Origin of the sequence: Prosthecobacter sp. (genome assembly GCF_046154365.1) — a bacterium.
Classification (GTDB): domain Bacteria; phylum Verrucomicrobiota; class Verrucomicrobiia; order Verrucomicrobiales; family Verrucomicrobiaceae; genus Prosthecobacter.
The window spans coordinates 1-15,883 of the sequence record NZ_JBJXFV010000056.1 but is presented as its reverse complement, the minus strand read 5'-3'; the positions used below and the strand labels follow the sequence as shown (position 1 = coordinate 15,883).

Sequence of the window (15,883 nt, the reverse complement as noted above, 5' to 3'; positions counted from 1 at the left end):
ACAGAACCAATCTCATGAAAAACCTTGTTCTCTCCTGCCTTGCCACTGCCAGCCTGTTGTCCCTCTCCAGTTGCGAGACCTACGATGATGACGATGACCGCCACCACCATGGCGGCACCACCACCACGACAACGGAAGAAACCACCGTGAGCACTCCGCTCACCCGCACGCCCCTCTCCACCACCGTGGAAACCCAGACCACGCGGTCCTACTAACCTCGCGCCACTCCAGGCAGGCGGTCTGGCGCGAGCCAGGCCGCTGTGCTTTTAAAGCTGACCGCACGGCAGTAGGGTTACACCCCATAGCCTCAGCGCCAGCCGCCGCCTTAGAGTCAGCCCTATGACAACACTCGAAATCAAAGGCGACTGGAACATCATCAAGGGCAACCTCAAACAAAAGTGGGCCAAGCTCACCGATGATGACCTCCAGTTCATCGAAGGCCAGCAGGATGAGCTGCTGGGCCGCATCCAGAAGCGCACGGGCGAAACTCGTGAGGCAGTGGAAGCCGCCATCAAAGCATACCGCGACGCCCTCGCCGCATAATCGCCCGTCAGTAAACCATCCACACCAAACAAACACATGAAAACATCACATAAACATCTTGTCATTCTTCTCCTGGCCTCCGCGCTCTGGACCGTTGTTGGCACCAGTTGCAGAACCTTTCAAGGCTTCGGCAGAGACGTCGAACACGTAGGTGGACACATCGAACGCGCAGCTCGTTAATCGCCCGCTGCTTTGAAGTTGCGGCGTTGCTGTCAGACCAGGCCGGTCGGCAGCAACGCTTTTTTTATGCCCGGAATTGTGGCTGGTGCTCGGTGACCGAGACCTGCATGTTCTGCATCGTAAAATGGCCGAACATCGTGGCCAGCGCCACATCGGCGGCATCGCGGCCATAGGCGACGACGATGCGGTTGCCTCGCGTCGCGGACTCGGTGGCATCAAAGGTGAACCAGCGGCCGCCGATGAATGCCTCAAACCAAGCGTGAAGGTCCATTGGGTTGAGCTGATGCAAAAAACCCACCACCATGCGAGCAGGCACATTGATCGCACGGCATAAGGCGATGCCCAGATGCGCGAAATCGCGGCAGACACCACGACGGGTGTTCAAGGTTTCCAGCGCGGTGGTGAGGCTGTTGCTGGAACCGAGTTCATACCGGACGTTTTGATGAATCCAGGAGCGGATCGTGGCGACGCACTGGTAGTTCGACGGCAGGTTGCCGATGAGGGTCGTGGCGAGCGCTGACAACTCGTCGGACTGGCAGTAGCGGCTGGGCAACAGGTAGTGCAGGAGATCCGTGGGCAGGTTTTGCACCAGCATCAGTGGAGCGAATGGATCTTCGTCCACCCTGTCCTCGACCTGGACGCGATACTGTACCGAGAGATGGAAATTTCCCTGCGGCATGACCATGCGCTGGCAGAGATTGCCATACACATCGGTGAACTCGACCACCGGCACCTGGGGATGGATGTCAAACTCCTCGCGCATGATCCACTGCGCCCAGCCGCTGCGCGGACGCAGCATGAAGATGACTGGCACGTCCTCCATGGTCTGGTAGTCAAGCTGGCAGGTGGCATCGAGAATCATGCAGGCACTTCGTTCGTGACGGCGGATGAGCAACCGAAATTGCCGCATGAGTAGGGTTACACCCCATCGCGTCGGCGCAGCATGAACCTTAGCATGCAGCCTATGAAACCAATCATTCCCCATGCATTCACTCTCTGCCTGACGCTGTCAGCCATGCTGCTCGCTCAGTCACCCCTGCGCGCGTCCGAAATGGACGGCAAAATCGAAGCCGCCGCCAAGAATTCCTATGTCTTCAAAACCTTCCTTGTGGATGATGCGATCAAGACTGAGTCCAAGGATGGTGCTGTGACACTGACTGGAAACGTCAGTGAAGACTCGCACAAACAGCTCGCCCAGGACACCGTCGCCGGTCTGCCGGGTGTCACGAGCGTGAACAACATGATTGAAGTCAAAGCCAGCCCACCGGCAAACTCGGACACCTGGCTTTACATGAAAGTGAAGAGCACGCTCGCGTTTCATCGCAGCGTCAGCGCCTATAACACGAAGGTGGAGCTGAAAGAAGGCGTGGTGACACTCACCGGTGAAGCCGCCAGCCAGGCCCAGAAAGATCTGACCGCCGAATACGCCAAGGATGTTGCCGGCATCAAAGACGTGAAAAATGAGATGACGGTGGCGGCGACAACTACGAAGCCAAAGGAAACCTGGGCCGAGCTGATTGATGACGCCTCCATCACCGCCCAGGTAAGGATGGCCCTGCTCACACATCGCTCGACGAACGCTTTTAAAACCACCGTCACGACCACCGAAGGCGTCGTCACCGTGGGTGGCGCTGCCAAAAACGCCGCTCAAAAGGATCTCGTGACCAAGCTTGTGACCGACATCAACGGCGTGAAGAGCGTCGTGAATAACATGACCGTCGAAACCGCCGTCACCACGAACTAAAACCACCCGGAAACTGACTGCTGATGCGGCAACGCATCGGTCGGCGGTTTTTCCCATCACCAAGAAAGGCATTCATCTCATGCTCACCACCATCGCTGTCGTCCTCCTCATCCTTTGGCTCCTGGGACTCGTGACCAGCACCACCATCGGCGGCTTCATCCACATCCTGCTCGTGATCGCCATCATCATTGTCCTGTTGCGCGTCATTCAAGGGCGCCGCGTCATCTGAAGTGCCGTCCTGCGATGCCCCGCCCCTCATCTTTGCCCATCATGAAATCCATTCTGTCCTGTTTTGCCATCGCGCTGTTTCTCGGCGCAGCCATGCCATCCGCTGAAGCCCAGGAGTCGGTCCCGCTGGATTTCTTTTATGACAATCTCGCCCCCTACGGGAGCTGGCAGGACGTGGGCGACTATGGCTACTGCTGGCAGCCCTATGATGTCGATGCCGGCTGGCAGCCCTACAGCAACGGCCGCTGGGTTTATACCGACGTCGGCTGGACCTGGGATTCCTATGAACCCTTTGGCTGGGCCGTGTATCACTATGGGCGTTGGGCCAATCTGAATGGACTCGGCTGGATCTGGGTACCAGGCACCGAGTGGGGGCCAGGCTGGGTTTCATGGCGTCACAGTCCACGCTACGTCGGCTGGGCGCCCTTGCCACCAGAGGCACTCTTCCTCCGTGCCATCGGCTTCAGCGGCTGGGTGGATGATTATTACAACATCGGCCCCAACAACTACCGCTTCGTCGAAAATCAAAACTTCGGCTCACCGCTTCTGAACTCTGTGTTCATCGATCAGCGGCAGAACTTCCAGATCATTCATCAGACGACGAACATCACCAACATCACCTACGTCAACAACGTCGCTTACAATGGCGGACCCGGTTATGATCAGATGGCACGTCAGAGCACCGCACCCATTCATCGCTATAAACTGGACCGCCGCCAGAGCTTCGATGGCGATCCGCGTCACCAAACCGCCGACCATCTGCGCTCCCAGGTGCGGGGTGATTCGTTGAGCATGCTCGCACTGCCCTTCAGCGGCCACGCTTCAGCTCCTCCGCCGAAGTTATCCCAAAGAATCGGCAAAGCTGAGATCAACCATGGCTGGAACAATGCCGGCTCTCCCGCTGAAGTCATCGCGCTGAGGGAACGGCTGAAAAGCAAAGTCAGCGTGCCCGATCAACTGCCATCCAAGCCACGCTTTGAACGCTCTGCGATCCCAAAAATGCCACGCGATGAAGTGCGCGTCGCACAACCGGTCGAACAGCCGCCAAAAGCCACCACCAGCCGCAACGATACTCCGCGCAATCCAAACGCACCGCCCATGACGCCTGAGAAAAGACCGCAGGTATCAGACCGCCCACCAGCATCAGTTCCCGGCGCGAATCGTGAACCCATTCCAGGCTCCCAACGCCCTGCCGACGCACCCAATCCAGGCGGCAGAAACAAGATGAGCGATCCGCCTCCCAAAAACGTACCACCGCCAAAGGTGGAGCGGAAATCTAGTAACCAGAACATCGTGCCACCGCAGCAACGCATGCTGCCCAAACCTCCTGAAGCCACTCCGCAGCGTCCTGAATTCGTCAGGCCCGTGCAACCTCCCCAGACACCCCCCATGGTCCCGCCAAACGTTGCCCCTGTTCGCCCCGAATCAGGGCGGCCGTTTCAACGTCCTCAAATACCCCCCACAGCACAGCCGCCACAGCGCCCGGAATCACAACGTCCTCAATTCAGACCCGCTCCTGCGGCACCAGTGCCGCCCTTGGTGCCAACGCCACCCCCAGTCGTGCAACCCGTTCCGCTGCCACCAGTAGCACCGCCCTCGGCTCAACCACCGGTGCGCGAGAAGCAGCGGGACCGGGACAACCCTGCTCCGAATGGCAAGAAAAAATCAGAACGTCCGCCACCCTAAAAAATCTGTTCCAAACCAGCGCTCCTGCACATCACCCATCGCTTCACCAGCCATCCTATATTATGAAAACACCCTCCATCGTCGGCATCCTGCTCATCATCCTTGGCGTCGTAGCCTTCGCGTATCAAGGCTTCACTTACACCACCACCGAGAAGGCCATCGACCTCGGCCCCATTCAGGTGACCGCCGAAAAGACTCATACCTTCCCACTGCCCCCGATCGTTGGCGGCATTGCTCTGGTCGGCGGCATCCTGCTGCTGGTTGCAGGCGGGAAGCGGGCTTGAGCTGCCGCGAACAACCAACGGTTCAACAACAACACCATGACCATCACCAAAAACCTCGGCATGCTCCTGCTTGCCATCTATCTGCTGCTCGTGGGCCTCAGCGGTGCCTTCGGCTTCAATCTCGGCCAGCTCAGCATCGCGGTGCCGATCCTTGCCCTCGCCGCTGGTGTCTTGATTTTGATCGGCAGATAATGCGACCAGTGATTTTTCAGAACCCGGGTTGCTTAACTGCGGTCAAAGCTGTCTGCTGCGACATGTCGCAGCACTTGAGAGGATTATCCTGAGCACTTCCACCCCGTCGAAGCGCATCGCCTTTCTTGGGGACTATCTGCCCCGGCTTTGCGGGATTGCGACGTTCACGCATGATCTGAGCGAAGCAGTGGCAGGCGCGGCTCCCGATGCTGATTGTTTTGTCGGCGCGGTCAATGATCGCGTGGAGGGCTATGAGTATCCGCAGCGCGTGCGCTTTGAGCTGCTGGAGAAAGACCTCGACTCCTACCGGCGTGCGGCGGATTTTCTGAACTTCAACAACACGGACGTGCTCTGCGTGCAGCACGAGTTCGGCATCTACGGCGGCTCGGCGGGCAGTCATCTGCTGGCGCTGCTCAAAGAGGTGCGTATGCCGGTGGTGACCACGCTGCACACCGTGCTGCGCGAGCCCAATGCCTCGCAGCGCAAGGTGATGGAGGAACTCGTGCGCCGCAGCGACCGCGTGGTGGTGATGGCGCACAAAGGCGCGGAAATTCTGCGCGAGACCTACGGCGTGCCGGACGCGAAGGTGGACATCATTCCACACGGCATCCCGGACATGCCGTTTGTGGACTCCAGCTTCTACAAACCGCAGTTCGGCGTCGAAGGACGCAAGGTGCTGCTTACTTTTGGCCTGCTCGGGCCGGGCAAGGGCATCGAACATGTCATCGAGGCGCTGCCGGAGATCGTGCGGCAGCATCCGAACGTGGTTTATCTCATTCTCGGTGCCACGCATCCGCAGCTCGTGGCGCGTGAGGGCGAACGCTATCGTCTGAGCCTCGAACGACTCGCCGAAGAGCGCGGCGTGAAGGAGCATGTGATCTTCTACAACCGTTTCGTGTCGCTGGATGACCTCAAGGAGTTCATTGGTGCCACGGACATTTATCTGACGCCGTATCTTAATGAAGCGCAGGTCACCTCCGGCACGCTGGCGTATGTCTTTGGTGCAGGGAAAGCGGTGGTTTCCACGCCCTACTGGCACGCACAAGAGCTGTTGGCGGACGGGCGTGGTGTGCTCGTGCCATTCCGCGATCCAACGGCCATCACCGCAGGCGTGTGCAGGCTGCTCGACGATCCGCCGCTCAGGGAGAAGATCAGGCACGATGCCTATGCCATAGGGCGCGAGATGATCTGGCCCGCCGTGGCGCAGCGCTATCTCGAATCGTTTCAACATGCCCGCTCTGACCGCAAGGCCACGCCGCGCACGGCCTTCGCTGGCTGGACGCTCGCTATCCGGCCTTACGAGCTGCCGCCGCTGCGCCTCGACCACATCGTGCGCATGAGCGACGGCACCGGCATCTTCCAGCACGCCATTTTCAATGTGCCGAACTTCCACGAAGGCTACTGCACCGATGACAACGCGCGGGCCTTCATCCTGTGCAACCTGCTGGATGAACTCGGCGGCCAGCCCCCGGCGGAAAATCTTGGGAAGCTCGCCACGAGCTACCTCGCCTTCCTCGCCGCCGCGCTGGATTACTCCAGCGGGCGCTTCCGCAATTTCCTGAGCCATGAGCGCCGCTGGCTGGAAGAAGCCGGCAGCGAGGACAGCCATGCGCGCGCGCTATGGGCGGCAGGCACCGGCGCGGGACGCTCACGCAATGACGGGCATCGCAGACTCGCCGCGCAGCTTTTTGAGCGCGGACTGGCGGTGGTGGAGACCTTCACCTCCCCGCGTGCATGGGCGTTCACCCTGCTGGGCATCCACGAGTATCTGCGCCAGTCCGCCAGCAATGCCGCCGTCAACGCGGCGCGCGTCGTGCTGACGGAAAAACTCGTGGTGCGCTGGAACGATTGCGCCACCGAGATCTGGCCCTGGTTTGAGGCCACCGCCACCTACGACAACGCGCGGCTCTGCCAGGCGCTGATCCTCAGCGGTCAGTGGATGCCGCATCCCGAGGCCTTTGAGATCGGCCTCAAGTCCCTGCGCTGGCTGGCCTCCATCCAGAAGACGCAGGCCGGCCATTTCCGGCCCATCGGCAGCAATGGCTTCTACCAGCGCGATGGCGCGCGCGCGGACTTCGATCAGCAACCGGTGGAGGCGCAGGCGATGGTCTCCGCCTGTCTGGAGGCGTTTCGCGCCACGCAGGACGCCGCCTGGTTGCGCGAGGCAAAGCGCGCCTTCGAATGGTTCCTCGGCCGCAACGACCTGGGCACTCCGCTCTATGATTCCGCCACCGGCGGCTGCGGTGACGGCCTCCATCACGATCGTGTGAACGAAAATCAGGGCGCCGAGTCCACGCTGGCCTTTCAGCTTTCCCTTGCCGAAATGAACTACGCCGAACACTTGATCACTGACCCGTTGCCGCCTGCCGTATGAATCCCATTCAAATTCGCCGCCACAATGTGACCTTCCAGCCCGATAGCGCGCGCGTCATCATCCGCCCGTTCATTCCTGGAAAGCCCCAGATTGTCACCAGCATCCTGACCCGCGCACTCGCGCTGAGCGAGGCGGAGGCCGATGCCCAGTTGCAGGGGATCCTCGTGGAATTTGCCTCCCGGCACTTCGACATCGAATCAGTCCTGCTCGTGCATTATGAACGGGTGCGCCCGCAGATCTCCCAGCAGCCGCCACTTTCCCGCGTGCGGCAGCTTCTCATCGGCGCGCTGTTCTCCGGCGAGTATGCCCTAGAGTCCGCCGCGCTGTTCAATCCCTCCATCGTGCCGCATCCCGACCAGAGCGGCGTGCCCGAGGGCGGCCAGCGTTTCATCATGAGCCTGCGCGCCACGGGCGAAGGGCACATCTCATCCATCGAGTTTCGCACCGGCATCATCGCCCCGGATGGCACCATCAGCGTGGAACCAATCTCGCGTTTCGTCACGGTCCCCGAGATCGTGCCCAATCCCACTTATAAAAAGCGGCGCTTCATCGCGAAACTCCAGGAGATGGGTTTTGAGGGCGTCCATGCGACTGCCGTGATGGAGCCGCTGGCGGAGGTGTTTACCCTCCATGAACTGGACGAAAGCATGCGCCGTGTGCGCCGCGAGTCGAAACCCGTCAGCCGCGACCTGCGCCGCGCCCTGGAGCTCTTCCGCTGGCTCGCCGACTCCAACTACGAGCTGAACTTCTCCTCCAAGATCGCCATAAGCGAGCGCATCATCTTCCCCGTCTCCGCGAACGAGACCAACGGCATCGAGGATGCCCGTTTTGTTCGCTTCATCGACGACGACGGCTCCGCCATGTACTGCGCCACCTACACTGCCTACAATGGCCGCGCCATTCTGCCCCAGTTCATCGAAACGCAGGACTTCCTGCACTTCCGCGTGCTCACCCTCAACGGCAGCGCCGTGCAGAACAAGGGCATGGCGCTCTTTCCCCGCCGCATTGACGGCCGTTACGCCATGCTGTCGCGCCAGGATGACGAAAACCTCTTCATCATGTTTTCCGACAACCTCCACCACTGGAGCAACCCGCAGATCATCCTGCGCCCGTCCGCGATGTGGGAGTGCGTCAAGATCGGCAACTGCGGCTCGCCCATCGAAACCGCCGCCGGCTGGCTCGTCATCACCCACGGCGTCGGCCCGATGCGCAAATACTGCATCGGCGCAGCTTTGCTCGATTTGCACGACCCCACCAAGGTCATCGGCCGCCTGCGTGAACCGCTGCTCTGCCCCGAAGGCAACGAACGCGAAGGCTACGTCCCCAACGTCGTCTATAGCTGCGGCTCCCTGCTCCATGGCCGCGAATTGATCCTGCCCTATGCCATGAGCGACAAAGCATCAGCGATTGCGAGCATGTCAGTGGATGAACTGCTCGCGGCCTTGCTGGCGAGCGCGGCGTAAAAAAGAGCGGCCATTGCTGGCCGCCCTCGTGGTCTTGGGGGGTGTAATTGTTCGCTCGCGCTTAGTAGCGGTAGTGATCGCTCTTGTAGGGGCCTTCGACGGGCACGCCGATGTAGTCGGCTTGCTCCTGGGTGAGCTTGGTGAGCTTCACGCCGATCTTGGCGAGGTGGAGACGCGCGACTTCTTCGTCGAGCTTCTTCGGCAGGACGGTGACGCCGATCTTGCGCTTGCCCTTGCTGGCCCAGAGTTCGATTTGAGCGAGGGTCTGGTTGGTGAAGCTGTTGCTCATGACGAAGCTCGGGTGGCCGGTGGCGCAGCCGAGGTTCACGAGACGGCCTTCAGCCAGCATGAAGATGCTGTTGCCCTTCGGGAAGGTGTACTTGTCCACCTGGGGCTTGATGTTGAGGCGCTTGACGCCCTTCATCGTGTTGAGCTTATCGACTTGGATCTCGTTGTCGAAGTGGCCGATGTTGCAGACGATGGCCTGGTCCTTCATCTTCTCCATGTGCTTGGTGGTGATGATGTCTTTGTTGCCCGTGGTGGTGACGTAGATGTCGCCGACGCCGAGGGTGTCCTCGATCGGCATGACGCGGTGGCCTTCCATGGCGGCCTGAAGGGCACACACAGGGTCGATTTCCGTGACGATGACCTGAGCACCCATGCCGCGGAGGGCAGCGGCGCAGCCTTTACCCACGTCGCCATAACCGCAGACGACGCCGACTTTGCCGGCGATCATGACGTCGGTGGCACGCTTGATGCCGTCGAGGAGGGATTCGCGGCAGCCGTAGAGGTTGTCGAATTTGGATTTCGTGACGCTGTCGTTCACGTTGATGGCTGGGAAGAGCAGCTTGCCTGCGTTGGCCATTTCATAGAGGCGATGCACGCCGGTGGTGGTCTCTTCGGAGACGCCTTTGAGGTCTTTGACGATCTTGTGGAAGATGCCGGGCTGTTCCTTGCCGATCTTGAGGAGGAGGTCTTTGATGACCTTCACTTCGTGGTTGTCGGAGGGGGTTTTGACCCACTTGTCGCCGTTTTCCATCTCATAGCCCTTGTGGATGAGCAGGGTCACGTCGCCACCGTCATCGACGATGAGCTGCGGGCCTTTGTCCTTCGGGAACATGATGGCCTTCCAGGTGCAATCCCAGTATTCTTCGAGTGTTTCGCCCTTCCAGGCAAACACCGGCGTGCCGGATGCGGCGATGGCGGATGCGGCGTGGTCTTGAGTGGAGAAAATGTTGCAGGAGGCCCAGCGCACGTCAGCACCGAGTTCCTTCAGCGTTTCGATGAGCACGCCGGTCTGGATGGTCATGTGCAGGCTGCCGGTGATGCGCACGCCTTTGAGGGGCTTCAGCGGGCCGTATTTTTCGCGAGTGGCCATGAGGCCGGGCATTTCGCTCTCAGCGATGTCGAGTTCCTTGCGGCCGAATTCGGCGAGGGAGATGTCTTTGACGAGGTAGTCAGTCATGGGTGTTTTAGGTTCAGGTTTGGGGTAAAATGGAACGAATCAACGTATCAGGATGCGTTCATATGTGCCAAAGGCTCCCCGCAGTGTCAAACGGGGATTTGGCCGGTCATAATGACATCAATGGGCACCAGCAGGCCCGCTGCTGTGACCACCATGTTCGCCGGATGCACGTCCCACACGCCGATCTCTCCGAGCTGAAACGCCAGCGAGTTCTCATAGCCGATGCCGCGCCATGGCAGCTCGCGGCAGCCGAACGCGGTCATGCCGGCGTGGATTTCATCCAAAGTGGCCGCACGTCCTGCGATGTCAGGCTGCGAGGTGACGATGTGCCAGCCTGCGGCATCCTGCCAAAGCCCTTGCAGCCGAATGTCATCGCCGAAGACCTCGTTTTGCAGCAGCAAGCGCTCAAGATACTGCAACGGCAGCGCATTCAGCAGATACGGCTGTGCCTGTGAGTCGAACTCGACGGTATAGCCGGCCAGATGCGCCTTGGTGTACTTCCACCACAGCAATTCGCCTTCATCGAAGCGCACATCGTGCTCGCGGCCGCCGATCCTCGATGGCGGCGGAAAATCCGGCGACAGGATCAGGCCGCCGTCTTGCGCCCACTCGCGGAGGGTTTGCCACTCGCGCTCCGGGCGGTCGAAGTCGTCATCTGCGCCGAGGCCGCCAGCATCCTGTCCATCTGCGCGTAGGCCTCGGCGGAGGTGCGCGGCTGCTTCGCGGAGCGTGCGGCTTTCAGCGCGGTTCGTTGGGTGGTGGTCATGCCGGGCATTCTCATGTCTTGGCAACTTCTTGGCAAGAGAGTTTCCTCCTCGCGGCGTTTACCATGCTGTATGAAAACCATCTGCCTCGCCTTCCTCCTCCTCGCCCGCTCCCTTCACGCCGAAGACCTCCACCCCGCCGCCGATGCCGCTGGTTTTGTGCCGCTCTTCAATGGCAAAGACCTCGCTGGCTGGAAAACCACCGGAAACTGGCTCGTCGAGCCTGATGGCAGCCTCTCGCTGCATCCGCGTGAGGGTGAGAAAGGCTGGCAGCGCTATGACGCCTACATCTCCACCGAGAAGCAGTACGCCGACTTCACGCTCGACCTCGAATTCAAGATCAATGCCAAGGGCAACAGCGGTGTGTTCATGCGCGTCGGCGATTTGAAGAATCATGTAAAGAGCGGCTTCGAGGTGCAGATCCTTGACACCTACGGCCTGGAAAAACCCGGCCACCACGACTGCGGCGGCATCGTCCACGGCACCGGACCCTCCAAAAACATGGTCAAACCCGCCGGTGAGTGGAACCGCTACACCATCACCGTCAAAGGCCGCAGCGTGAAGGTCATCTTCAATGGCGAGCAAGTCATCGACACCATCCTCGACGACATCAAACTCGCCTTCTGCCCCAACGCCGGCCACATCGCCTTCCAGGACGAGGCACTGCGCGTGTGGTATCGCAACGTGCGGATCAAGGAGCTGAAATGATGGTCCTGCTCGAGGCCATGCAGCTCATCTGGCGCTATTTGAAGATCGTCGTCGAACCTTCAGGCGCTGTTCCTTTCGCCATGCTGATGGCGCATCGCGAGCGTTTCGCCGGACGCCGCGTCGGACTCATCCTCACCGGCGGCAACCTCGACCTCGACACACTCCCATGGCAGACCTGATCCTTGACGGCATCACCTTTGAATCCGTCCACATTCCAACGGCAAAGACGAATATCCTGCTGGTGAAAGCCGCCAGCGGCTTCGTCGGCTGCGGTTACTTCGATGTGACTGTGGCAAACCGTGTCGGCGATGCCGTGGCCATCGTCACTGGCGTCAAAGACATCGACCAACTGCTCGCCGCACCCATCGTGCGGCTCAGTGATCGTGCTCGTGAACTTGGAGTCACCGAAGGCATGAGCGGGCGTGATGCCTTGAAGCTGCTGCAAGGCGCGTGAAGCGCCGTCACTTCGCATCCTTCATTTCCAGCAGCAGCGTCATCATTTCCTGCGCCGCGTTGGCCGCCACACGCTTTAACAAGGCACGATCCGTGTTGTCACCGATCTCATAGGTGATGCTGGGAATGCCAAATGTGTGATGCGCCCAGTACGCCGAGGTCGTCGGCTTCGGTGTGGGAGACGCCTCGCGATTCACCGCGTATTCAGGCACACGTTTCTGAATGCCCTCCAACCAGCGTGCGGTGAAACCCGCTGGTGAACTCGGTTCGTCATCCGCCTGCGTGTAGAAGACATCCTTGAACGTCGAATGAAAATCCAAGTGCAGGAACAATCGTCCCGGCTTCGACAAAGCGGCGATCTGCTCCGCCGCCGCCTTCGTCTCCGGCTGCGCAAACGGTCCCCAGTCACGATTCAGGTCCACATGCCCCAGATTGTGCCGCCAGTGTCCGGCGTCCACGCCATCGGGATTGATCAGCGGCATCACCAGCACATGAAATTCCTGCCGGAAAGTACGCGCCAGCTCTGAATCGCCCGCGATTTCTTCGACGAAGCGCATCAGCGCCAGCGATCCCGTCGTCTCCGGCGGATGCTGCCGACCAATGATCGACACATGCCGCGCGGCATCCGTTTTACCCACATCCAGCCGAAACATCGGCCTGCCGTTGATAGACTGGCCGAACTGAGAGTACGTCACAAACGGCAGCCGCTCCAGCGTGCGTGCCCAGGCCATCATTTCATCCGTGGACACCAGTTCCTGCGCCGCCACCCATAGCGTTTGCGGTCCCGCTTCCAGTCGCAGCGTGCATTCATGCTCGCCCGGTCCCGTTTCATAAGCCTCCGCCGGCAGCGTCACCCATTGCGTGCCATCCAGGCTGATCTTTGGCCGGTAACGCACGCTGCCGCCCTGACAGCGCAGCCGCACCACGATGGGCCGTTCCTTCGCCGCGCTGACCTTGAAGGCGAACCACGGGCTGTTGTTCACCGGCATGTTCTCCGGCCGGATCACCATACCATACTCGCCGGGGCCAATCCGCTCGCACTCACTGAGCCGCGCCCGCAAAAACTCCGCATCAAACACCACACCCTCCTCCGCAAACGACCAGCGCTGCTCTTTCGTCGTCTTCTCGCGAGAACACGACGCGGCCAGGGCCAGACACACGACCAACAAAAAACCGCGCCATGAAAAAGAAACATTCATCCACGCATTCCATCGCAGGCTGTGCGGCTCGGCAAGGCGATTGTGGCCAGCTTCCTCACGGCCACATGAAACTTGCAGAATCCCCCATCGTTAAGCAGGCTCAGCCAACCCATCGTGCCATGCGACTGCTTCTCCTCCTTCTTTCGTCATTCGTCATTCTGCATTCGTCATTAGCCGCAGAGCGGCCCAACGTTCTTTTCATCGCCAGCGACGACATGCGCCCGCAGCTCGGCTGCTATGGCGACACGACGGTGAAATCACCGAACCTCGACGCATTGGCGAAGCGCGGCATGGTCTTCCAGCGCAGCTATGTGCAGCAGGCGCTGTGCTCGCCCTCGCGCATCGCCATGCTCAGCGGACGCTATCCGGCCACCACCGGCATTTTTGAAATCGGCCGCACGCTGCGCACCACCATGCCGGACATCACCACTTCGGGCAGCAGGTGTTTGATGCGCAAGCTGGGCAGATGCAGCAGGTTGCGCAACGCGTTCTCGTATTCCTGCGCGGAAAGGCGGCGAAAAAGTGCGCGCCCGCTCTTCGCGATGCGTGCTGAATCGGCGTCGTGCAGGCGGTCATCCAGCAGCTTCAGCGCATCGACGTTTTCCTTTCCGGAAGGACGCTCGCGGCGCGACTTCGGCGGCATCTCGTCAGCGGCGATGCGGTCGTGCGCCTTGGCCCACACGTCGAAACGCTCCGCCACATCGTACTGCATGGGCAGCGCTTCCAGATCGAGCCCGCCTTTCTTGGAAGTCGAAACATGGCAGTCGAAGCAATGCGTCTCCAGATAGCCACGCAGGTCCGAAGCAGCCGCACTGAGCGTCGAGGTCGCGAGGAGGATGAGGAGTTTCTGCATGGCAAAAGGCAATCGTCGTGACGGACGATCCTTAACGGTCACCACGCTGAAAATCTACCGCCGCAGCGCATTGATCAGCTCATCGAGCTTGTTCAGCACATCCTGCATCTGACTCTGGTTGTAGCTGCCATCGGCTCCTTGGCCGAGTGTGCCGACGCCGTTGCTGTTGTTGCTCGTTTGGGCCAAGGCATTCGCGATGGCGTTGTTGAGATCGTTAAAGGTCGCTCGTTGCTGGATGTCGGCGTTGAGCGAGGTGAGTTGGCTGCGCATCTCCGCGCTGGAAGCTGGCGAGTTGTTCGCGGGCTTTGTAGGATCGAATGGCATGGCGGTTCAGAAGACAATGAGACTTGGAGACTGGGAGAAGAGGAGACACTTCCGAAGGCCGATGCGGGAGCGATGAGCCAGTCTCCTTGTCTTATCGTCTCCCCATCTCCTTGTCTGGCTCGCCTATGGCGAGACCGTCACTTTCACCACATCGGTCCAGTCGCCGTTGGGGGTGCCTTTGTCCCAGAATCGCATGCGGTATTCGCGCACTTCGGGAGTTCCGGCGGCGAGCAGCGGGCGTTGGTCGATGTAGGGGCTTTCGGTGTCGATGGCGAGGAACTCCCAGGCTCCGGTGCCGCGACGGCCTTCGATATAAACGCCCATGTGGTTGTCTTTGTAGAAGGTGAGCTTCACGCACTGGCAGCCTGTGCCTTGGAGCGTCTCGGTGAGGAACTTCGGCACGGTTTCCTTCGCCTCCGCTGCCTTCTTCGCCGCGCGGTTGGCTTTGCACTTTGCGGCCTCGCCGTCGGTTGCGGGGCGTCGGCGTAGGACGTGTCGCTCATCTTGAATCTCGCTCAAATGCTTCGATTCATCACTTCTCGGTTTCCGCGTATTTGTCCCAGTGTTTCTGGATCAGGTTCACGTCGGCTGCCTTCGATGTCACCAGATAGCGGTAGCGTGAAATGTATTCCTCGTCAGGCGCGATCTTGAACGGCCCTTCGACCATGGGCGAAAAACAGAAATAGGGTTTGTTCGGGTGAATCCGCACGGATTGGGGTGCGCGGAAGTTCTTTGGACTGCAAAAGATGGCTGATGATACCTCCTGGCCGTCAATCCGGCCGGAGAGGGCGACCCAGTTGGGGCGGGTGTGATTGCCTGCCCAGCGGTCCTTGCCGTCGCTGGTGAGGAACTGCAAGTCGCCCGGCTTGATGCTGTGATCGTCCTTTTCCTTCAGCCACTGGTAGTTGCCGCGGATCGACATGCCGCCGTAGTGATATTGGGCCAGGTTCAGGGGCTTGTCGGTCACGCACCGCTGAACGCTGACGACGTCGAAGAGAAAATGGTCCGCCGGGGTTTGATGAACGGTGACTGTCCAGACCTCATGGATCACATCGATCCACTTGTCGCCGACCTTCACCATGAACGCGTGTTTGACGCTGAAGGAGACCTTTTGCTCCTCCTGTTTCCGGTCCACCACCTCGCGAAACTCGATTCGGCCGAGATCCTTCGCCTGATTCCAAAAATCCACTTCCTGACCGTCGTAGCCCCCTTTTGTCCAGGCAAAGAACAGCGCGTGTTGATGGGCATGATCTTCGGGATAGTCGCCGGTGAGTTCCTGCCCGGTCGGGGTGTAAATGGGATGAATGTAGCCGCTGCGGCTGAAGTGCTTCTCAATGCCTTCGGGCACCGGCCTCGCGGTCTTGACGTATTCGAGCACCGTTTTGTCGCGCTGGCTGATGCGAAGGGTGTCGGCCGTCTCCGT

At 60.2% G+C, this 15,883-nt stretch carries 21 protein-coding genes and 1 pseudogene; 14 read left to right on the top strand and 8 right to left on the bottom strand.

The window, feature by feature from the left end; all coding sequences use genetic code 11:
- Positions 1-14: 14 nt before the first annotated feature.
- The 3 genes from ACKVY0_RS05935 to ACKVY0_RS05925 all read left to right on the top strand — a co-directional run bounded on the left by ACKVY0_RS05935 (position 15) and on the right by ACKVY0_RS05925 (position 723).
- On the top strand, positions 15-215 hold the full coding sequence (locus ACKVY0_RS05935) for a hypothetical protein (protein WP_409213871.1): 201 nt from the start codon (positions 15-17) through the stop codon (positions 213-215).
- Positions 216-339: 124 nt separating this feature from the next.
- Positions 340-543, top strand: coding sequence for a CsbD family protein (locus tag ACKVY0_RS05930; protein ID WP_409213870.1), 204 nt, complete (start codon positions 340-342; stop codon positions 541-543).
- Positions 544-579: 36 nt separating this feature from the next.
- Positions 580-723, top strand: a complete 144-nt coding sequence (locus tag ACKVY0_RS05925; protein ID WP_409213869.1) for an entericidin A/B family lipoprotein — start codon at positions 580-582, stop codon at positions 721-723.
- Between the two features lie 64 nt (positions 724-787).
- Here ACKVY0_RS05925 and ACKVY0_RS05920 read toward each other — a convergent pair whose 3' ends face one another.
- Positions 788-1,585: a transglutaminase domain-containing protein gene (locus tag ACKVY0_RS05920; protein ID WP_409213868.1), complete on the bottom strand. Its 798-nt coding sequence runs from the start codon at positions 1,583-1,585 to the stop codon at positions 788-790.
- A 102-nt stretch (positions 1,586-1,687) separates the two neighbouring features.
- On the opposite strand from ACKVY0_RS05920, the gene ACKVY0_RS05915 reads away from it, so the two are divergent.
- From ACKVY0_RS05915 to ACKVY0_RS05885, 7 genes are all read left to right on the top strand, one after another.
- Entirely contained in the window at positions 1,688-2,467 is a 780-nt protein-coding gene (locus tag ACKVY0_RS05915; RefSeq protein WP_409213867.1) for a BON domain-containing protein, read from the top strand.
- Between the two features lie 79 nt (positions 2,468-2,546).
- Positions 2,547-2,696: a lmo0937 family membrane protein gene (locus ACKVY0_RS05910; protein ID WP_409213866.1), complete on the top strand. Its 150-nt coding sequence runs from the start codon at positions 2,547-2,549 to the stop codon at positions 2,694-2,696.
- A 41-nt stretch (positions 2,697-2,737) separates the two neighbouring features.
- Complete coding sequence (locus ACKVY0_RS05905) at positions 2,738-4,381, top strand: DUF6600 domain-containing protein (protein WP_409213865.1); 1,644 nt, start codon at positions 2,738-2,740, stop codon at positions 4,379-4,381.
- 62 nt (positions 4,382-4,443) lie between these two features.
- Entirely contained in the window at positions 4,444-4,665 is a 222-nt protein-coding gene (locus ACKVY0_RS05900; RefSeq protein WP_409213864.1) for a DUF3185 domain-containing protein, read from the top strand.
- Positions 4,666-4,701: 36 nt separating this feature from the next.
- Complete coding sequence (locus ACKVY0_RS05895) at positions 4,702-4,857, top strand: hypothetical protein (RefSeq protein WP_409213863.1); 156 nt, start codon at positions 4,702-4,704, stop codon at positions 4,855-4,857.
- Positions 4,858-4,945: 88 nt separating this feature from the next.
- The gene (locus tag ACKVY0_RS05890; RefSeq protein WP_409213893.1) at positions 4,946-7,231 is read left to right on the top strand and encodes a glycosyltransferase family 4 protein; all 2,286 of its coding nucleotides are present in this window, start codon (positions 4,946-4,948) and stop codon (positions 7,229-7,231) included.
- A complete protein-coding gene (locus tag ACKVY0_RS05885; RefSeq protein ID WP_409213862.1) occupies positions 7,228-8,694 on the top strand; it encodes a glycoside hydrolase family 130 protein in 1,467 nt (488 codons plus the stop codon). Before ACKVY0_RS05890 ends, ACKVY0_RS05885 begins: the two co-directional genes overlap by 4 nt.
- Before the next feature lie 61 nt (positions 8,695-8,755).
- Here the strand turns inward: ACKVY0_RS05885 and ahcY are convergent, their stop codons facing one another.
- Together ahcY and ACKVY0_RS05875 are read right to left on the bottom strand one after the other, a co-directional pair.
- On the bottom strand, positions 8,756-10,159 hold the full coding sequence (gene ahcY, locus ACKVY0_RS05880; protein WP_409213861.1) for an adenosylhomocysteinase: 1,404 nt from the start codon (positions 10,157-10,159) through the stop codon (positions 8,756-8,758).
- 86 nt (positions 10,160-10,245) lie between these two features.
- On the bottom strand, positions 10,246-10,950 hold the full coding sequence (locus tag ACKVY0_RS05875; RefSeq protein ID WP_409213860.1) for a hypothetical protein: 705 nt from the start codon (positions 10,948-10,950) through the stop codon (positions 10,246-10,248).
- Between the two features lie 45 nt (positions 10,951-10,995).
- Here ACKVY0_RS05875 and ACKVY0_RS05870 point away from each other — a divergent pair, with 45 nt between their 5' ends.
- From ACKVY0_RS05870 to ACKVY0_RS05860, 3 genes are read left to right on the top strand one after another with little or no spacing between them, the layout of a single operon-like run.
- Positions 10,996-11,631, top strand: a complete 636-nt coding sequence (locus ACKVY0_RS05870; RefSeq protein WP_409213859.1) for a DUF1080 domain-containing protein — start codon at positions 10,996-10,998, stop codon at positions 11,629-11,631.
- Positions 11,628-11,810 carry a hypothetical protein gene (locus ACKVY0_RS05865; RefSeq protein ID WP_409213858.1) on the top strand — a complete coding sequence of 61 codons (183 nt, stop codon included), beginning with the start codon at positions 11,628-11,630 and terminating at the stop codon, positions 11,808-11,810. The genes ACKVY0_RS05870 and ACKVY0_RS05865 overlap by 4 nt, the downstream gene beginning before the upstream one ends.
- On the top strand, positions 11,798-12,085 hold the full coding sequence (locus ACKVY0_RS05860) for a YunC family protein (protein WP_409213857.1): 288 nt from the start codon (positions 11,798-11,800) through the stop codon (positions 12,083-12,085). The genes ACKVY0_RS05865 and ACKVY0_RS05860 overlap by 13 nt, the downstream gene beginning before the upstream one ends.
- Before the next feature lie 7 nt (positions 12,086-12,092).
- Here ACKVY0_RS05860 and ACKVY0_RS05855 read toward each other — a convergent pair whose 3' ends face one another.
- The gene (locus ACKVY0_RS05855; RefSeq protein WP_409213856.1) at positions 12,093-13,244 is read right to left on the bottom strand and encodes a M14 family metallopeptidase; all 1,152 of its coding nucleotides are present in this window, start codon (positions 13,242-13,244) and stop codon (positions 12,093-12,095) included.
- 20 nt (positions 13,245-13,264) lie between these two features.
- Between ACKVY0_RS05855 and ACKVY0_RS05850 the strand changes: the two are divergent.
- Positions 13,265-13,615, top strand: a pseudogene (locus ACKVY0_RS05850) (sulfatase-like hydrolase/transferase); the annotation flags it as partial.
- Between the two features lie 29 nt (positions 13,616-13,644).
- Here the strand turns inward: ACKVY0_RS05850 and ACKVY0_RS05845 are convergent.
- The 4 genes from ACKVY0_RS05845 to ACKVY0_RS05830 form a co-directional block, all read right to left on the bottom strand.
- Positions 13,645-14,136 carry a c-type cytochrome domain-containing protein gene (locus tag ACKVY0_RS05845; RefSeq protein ID WP_409213855.1) on the bottom strand — a complete coding sequence of 164 codons (492 nt, stop codon included), beginning with the start codon at positions 14,134-14,136 and terminating at the stop codon, positions 13,645-13,647.
- 54 nt (positions 14,137-14,190) lie between these two features.
- On the bottom strand, positions 14,191-14,460 hold the full coding sequence (locus ACKVY0_RS05840) for a hypothetical protein (RefSeq protein WP_409213854.1): 270 nt from the start codon (positions 14,458-14,460) through the stop codon (positions 14,191-14,193).
- Between the two features lie 123 nt (positions 14,461-14,583).
- Entirely contained in the window at positions 14,584-14,979 is a 396-nt protein-coding gene (locus ACKVY0_RS05835) for a hypothetical protein (RefSeq protein ID WP_409213853.1), read from the bottom strand.
- A 13-nt stretch (positions 14,980-14,992) separates the two neighbouring features.
- A partial coding sequence (locus ACKVY0_RS05830) for a PmoA family protein (protein ID WP_409213852.1) occupies positions 14,993-15,883 on the bottom strand: 891 nt, incomplete at its 5' end.